Genomic DNA, 5431 nt, shown 5'->3' on the forward strand with positions numbered 1-5431 from the left:
GTGGCGAACAGAAAGTGGTGTTCATAAGAGGGATGAAAACCAAAAGAACGAGGTGGCAAGCGGAAAGTGGCGCTCATCAAAGGCGGAACACACAAGTTAATGGCATATTTAACAAATCCAGCTACACAATAGCAGCTGGATTTTATTTTAACATGTTTAGCAAAAAACAAACTTAAAATCTACCAATTAATTTATATTAGAGTGAACCAGATAATACATTAAAATATCTTGCGTCTGGATGGGCAAACACCATTGCCGACACGGATGCTTCTGGTTCCATCATACATTCTTCAGATAAGGTTATGCCGATTTCTTCTGGTGAAAGCAGTCCAAATAACTTTTTCTGATCTTCTAATTCGGGACATGCTGGGTATCCAAATGAAAACCTTTGTCCTTGATATTTCGCTGCAAAACGTTCTTTCATCGTAAAGGTCGTTGGATCAGGGAATCCCCATCTATCTCTAATCTGACGATGGATTAATTCTGCAAGTCCTTCTGCTGTTTCTAATGCTAATGATTGCAGGGCGTGTGATTCGAGGAATCTTCCATCACGCTTTAGTTGTTCTGCTGCTTCTCGTATTCCAGTACCTGCTGTTACAGCAAAAAAGGCAACATAGTCCATTACGCCACTATCTACAGATTTCAAATAGTCGGCAAGACAGAGATTCGGTTCTCTTTCTTGTCTTGGGAAATCAAAGGTTTCCAGTCGCTTAGACTCGTCTTGTGGATCGTATATATAAATTTTATTCCCATCCGATTGAGCAGGATAAAAGCGATAAACAGCTTTTGGCTTAATCCAGTTATTCTGTTCCGCTTCCAGTAAAAGCTGTTCGATCATATCGTTTAATTGGATTGCTTTTTCGTCTTTTGCCTCTAATAAAACCTCTATTTTTCCTTTTAAACCAAGGTGATGTCCTAAAAGCATTTGTTTATTAATATATGGTTTAATATGACCAATTGTATAATTGGTCAATAAATGCTTTTTTGTATCCTGCGGTATAAAGACAGGTGCATCTGGATTAATCGTTTTTCTTTTAATCCCAGTGATTACAGGTTTTGTCGTTTCTTTAGTTGGTTGTGTTAAAAGTGCTTCTTTTTTCTTTTGATGTTCCTGTTTTAGTATAGTAAATTCATCTTCATTTGTTACTTGATTTGCAAGAGATAATCCATTCATGGCGTCTTTTGCGTATAATACCAATCCGTCATATTCTTTTGAGATTTTCGTATCGGTAAATTTTCTCGATAAGGCCGCGCCGCCGACTAAAATAGGGACATCAATACCAGCTTGTTTCATATCAGCTGCAGTTAAGACCATTTGTTGAGCAGATTTAACTAGCAGACCAGATAAGCCAACAATGTTTGGCTGTTCCTTTTTGATGGCAGAAACTAACTCTGCTGGCGGAACTTTAATACCTAAATCAATGACTTCGTATCCATTGTTAGACAGAATAATATCAACGAGATTTTTACCAATATCGTGAACGTCTCCTTTAACGGTAGCTAAGATGACTTTTCCCTTCGTTGAAGATGTTACGTTTTTGTCCATGAAACCTTCCAGATATGAAACAGAAACTTTCATCACTTCAGCACTTTGCAGCACTTCCGCTACGATTAATTGATTATCATTAAATAAACGACCGACTTCTTTCATTCCATCCATCAGCGGTCCATTAATAATATCTAATGGTGCGCTATAACTGGTCAGAGCGATTGCTAAATCATCAAGTAAGCCTTCTTTCGTTCCTTCTACGACATAATAGGCTAATCGTTCATCTAAAGTTAAATGTTCTAGCGAATTTATCTTTTCTTTTTTCTTATCACGATAAAAATCAGTGAAAACAGCTAGTGTTTCATCTGTAGTTTCAAATAATAGCTTTTCAGCTAACTCAATCTCTTCTTTACTAATGGAAGCAAATCTTTCTAGCTTTTCTGTATTGACAATAGCGTAGTCAAGTCCAGCTTGTGTACAGTGGTAAAGAAAGACACTATTTAATATTTCTCGACCGACAGGAGGGAGGCCAAAGGAAACATTGCTAATTCCGAGGATTGTCTGACCATCTGGACAAGCCTGTTTAATTTGTTTGATACCTTCCACTGTTGCTTTAGCTGATCCAATATATTGCTCATCACCAGTGCCTACTGGGAAAACAAGTGGGTCAAAAATAATATCTTTACCACTAATGTTATATTTCTTCGTTAATAATTCATAAGAACGTTTCGCGATATCTAGCTTTTTTTCTACAGTAACTCCCATGCCTTCTTCATCAATGGTTCCTACAACAACGGAGGCGCCATATTTGTGGATGAGAGGGACAATTGCTTGAAATCTTTCTTCACCATCTTCTAAATTAATACTATTAATAATCGCCTTTCCCTGTGAATAGGAAAGGGCTTTTTCGATTACATTTTCATCAGTGGAGTCGATAACGAGCGGAACCTTTACTTTTTTAACAACTTCTTTCATGAAAAGTTCCATATCCTGTAATTCATCTCTGTCTGGATCAGCTAAGCATATATCGATAACATGTGCGCCACCTTTAACTTGAGCTCTTGCAATCTCTGATGCTTCTTCAAATTTCCCCTCATTTATTAATCGTTTAAATTTACGAGAACCAATGACATTGGTTCGTTCCCCAACCATAATCGGTCTTAAAGTAGGATCATCATAAATAAAGGGCTCAATCCCTGAAACCATATGATGGTTTGTTTCGACCACTTTACGAGGTGCAATTTCTTTCATTTTATCGGCGATTGCTCGTATATGCTCTGGAGTTGTCCCACAGCATCCTCCCACAATATTGAGCCAGCCCTCATTTGCAAACCCACTAAGCTTATTAGCGAGAGAGGATGCCGTTTCATGATAATGTCCTTCTTCGTCAGGTAAACCAGCATTAGGGTAGCAGCTAACTGCAAATTTTGAAAGACCAGAAAGGGAGCGAATATGATCCTGCATAAACTCAGGTCCTGTCGCACAGTTTAATCCGATTGCAATGGGATTCATATGTTCAATGGAAATGTAAAAGGCTTCAATAGATTGTCCAGCCAGTGTTGTTCCCATAGGTTCAATCGTGCCTGAAATCATTAAGGGTAATTCTTTTCCTGTTTTTGCAAAGGCCTGTTTAATACCGAGGAAACCAGCCTTCACATTTAACATGTCTTGACTTGTTTCAAGGAGGAGGATATCAACACCTCCATCGATTAAACCTATTGCTTGCTCTTCATAGGAAGCAATGAGCTCCTCGAATGTTGTTCCACCTGTTACACTTAATGTTTTTGTTGTTGGTCCCATTGCACCAGCCACAAATCGTGGCCATTCAGGTGTAGAATATTTTATTGCTGCTTCTTTAGCGAGCTTTGCAGCGGTAACATTTAATTTGTAAGCAAGATGTCCTAGATGGTATTCATCTAGGACAATTTTAGTCGCACCGAATGTATTTGTTTCAATGATATCAGCGCCAGCTTCAAGATAGGCATCATGAATTTTGGAAATAATATCTGGTCTTGTTATAGTAAGATTTTCATTACATCCATCTAATTCTTCGCCCCCGAAATCGGCTGCTGTTAAATCCTCCCGTTGGAGCATGGTTCCCATTGCACCGTCCATAATGAGGATTTTTTGTTTGAGCTTATCAGCTAATGATGTTTGTTGCATCGTTTTTCCTCCTAGTTGCAGCAGTTCGTAATTTCGTATAGCGAGCTAATTCTACTGAAAGCTCATATTTTAAAAACGGTGTTATTAAGTAGATACCGTTAAAGTAAGTGGATGCGGTATCGATTAGAGACTTTGTAATTTTTAATCCTTCTTGCATTGCTTTTTCTGGATTGTCTTTTAATTGTGCCATTGAATGACGAATAGAATCATCAATTTTTATACCAGGCACTTCATTATGCAAAAATTCTGCATTATTACTGCTTGTCAAGGGCATTAGACCGATATAAATTGGTTTATCAATATGTTTAGTTGCTTCATATAATTCAATTATTTTATCTTCTGAATAAATAGGCTGTGTGATGATATAATCTGCCCCGCATGCGATTTTTTTCTCAAGCCTTTTCACAGCTTTATCCACTTGGCGGACATTTGGATTAAATGCTGCAGAAACAGAAAAAGCTGTCTTCTGTCCTAGATTTTTTCCAGAGAAGGAAAGACCTTCATTTAACTGCTTAATCATGGAAATTAAATCAAAGGAAGTCATATCATAAACAGAAGAAGCACCAGGGAAATCGCCTACTCGGGCAGGATCCCCTGTAATCGCCAATACATCATGAAGTCCTAATGTATGCAATCCCATTAAATGAGATTGTAATCCAATGATATTTCGGTCGCGGCAAGCAATATGAATAAGGGGACGCAAGCCGATATTTTGCTTTACTAATGTACCGATTGCTGTATTGGATATACGAGCAGATGCTAAGCTGTTGTCTGCAAGAGTGATGGCATCAATGCCTTCTTCTTTTAGTTTTTTTGCTCCTTCAAAAAAACGGGTCGTATCCAGTTTTCTTGGCGGATCTAATTCTACAATAACCGAAGCTCTTTCTTTTACGATTTCCTCCAAAGGTGTATATTCCCTAGTAGGGGAATGAAGGATAATAGAGTCAACGACTGCTTTATTTGCTGGAACAGCCTTTTCGATAATAGGGGAAGTATTCTTCAATGCTTCCGCAAAATTTTTGATATGCTCAGGCGTTGTTCCACAGCATCCACCTAATAGGCGAACACCTTGTTTGCGGAATTCTTCAGCTGACTTTCGGAAATATTCTGCGTTATCTTTATATTCGAATTTTCCGTCAATATATGTTGGCAAACTCGCATTTGGATAGGCCGATATATAGGCATCCTTTGGTAATGGAATCTGTTCTAGTGATGCGATCATATGATGCGGACCTAATCTGCAATTCAAGCCGATAACATCTGCCCCTAAGCTTTCTAATCTGTCAAAAGCAGTGCTAAGAGGGGATTGATTCTGCAACACGCCAATTTCATGAATAGAAAGCTGTGCAATAACTGGAATAGTCGTTTCTTTTTTGGCAATTTGTAATACTGTTTCTAATTCATCTAAATCATAATACGTTTCTAATAGTATTCCATCAACACCTTCTAATAACAAACAATAAAGCTGTTCTCGAAAACTTCGTTTTAATTCTTCTAAACTAATTGCCTGGGGTTTTATTCCTCTGTTCCCGCCAATTGTACCTAAAATATTTACATGCTTATCTTTGGCAGCTTTTTTGGCAATTTTAACGGCTGCACTGTTTATTTCCTTTACGCTATCTTCAAGGCCATATCTTTGTAGCTTTAAATAGTTGGCAGCATATGTATTTGTTTGGATGACATCTGCTCCTGCATGGATATATGCTTGATGCACCTGTTGAATTTGTTCATGATGCGAAAGATTTAATGCTTCAAAGCATGTGTCCTTCCCATAAGAAT

At 38.0% G+C, this 5431-nt stretch carries 2 protein-coding genes; both read right to left on the reverse strand.

Translation table 11 applies throughout. The features are described 5' to 3' along the window. Positions 1 to 196 precede the first annotated feature (196 nt). Positions 197 to 3652 (reverse strand): methionine synthase, encoded by a 3456-nt coding sequence (gene metH, locus RTL21_RS09880; protein ID WP_312095713.1) that lies wholly within the window; start codon positions 3650 to 3652, stop codon positions 197 to 199. Beyond that, positions 3630 to 5431: bifunctional homocysteine S-methyltransferase/methylenetetrahydrofolate reductase (locus RTL21_RS09885; protein ID WP_312095714.1), on the reverse strand; the 1802-nt coding region annotated here is incomplete at its 5' end. The genes RTL21_RS09885 and metH, both read right to left, overlap by 23 nt.

This window comes from Niallia sp., from assembly GCF_031978665.1.
Lineage (GTDB): Bacteria > Bacillota > Bacilli > Bacillales > Cytobacillaceae > Niallia.

Bases quoted from the DNA above. Each gene is read 5' to 3' on its own strand.
- metH (WP_312095713.1), bottom strand. From the start codon at position 3,652: ATGCAACAAACATCATTAGCTGATAAGCTCAAACAAAAAATCCTCATT.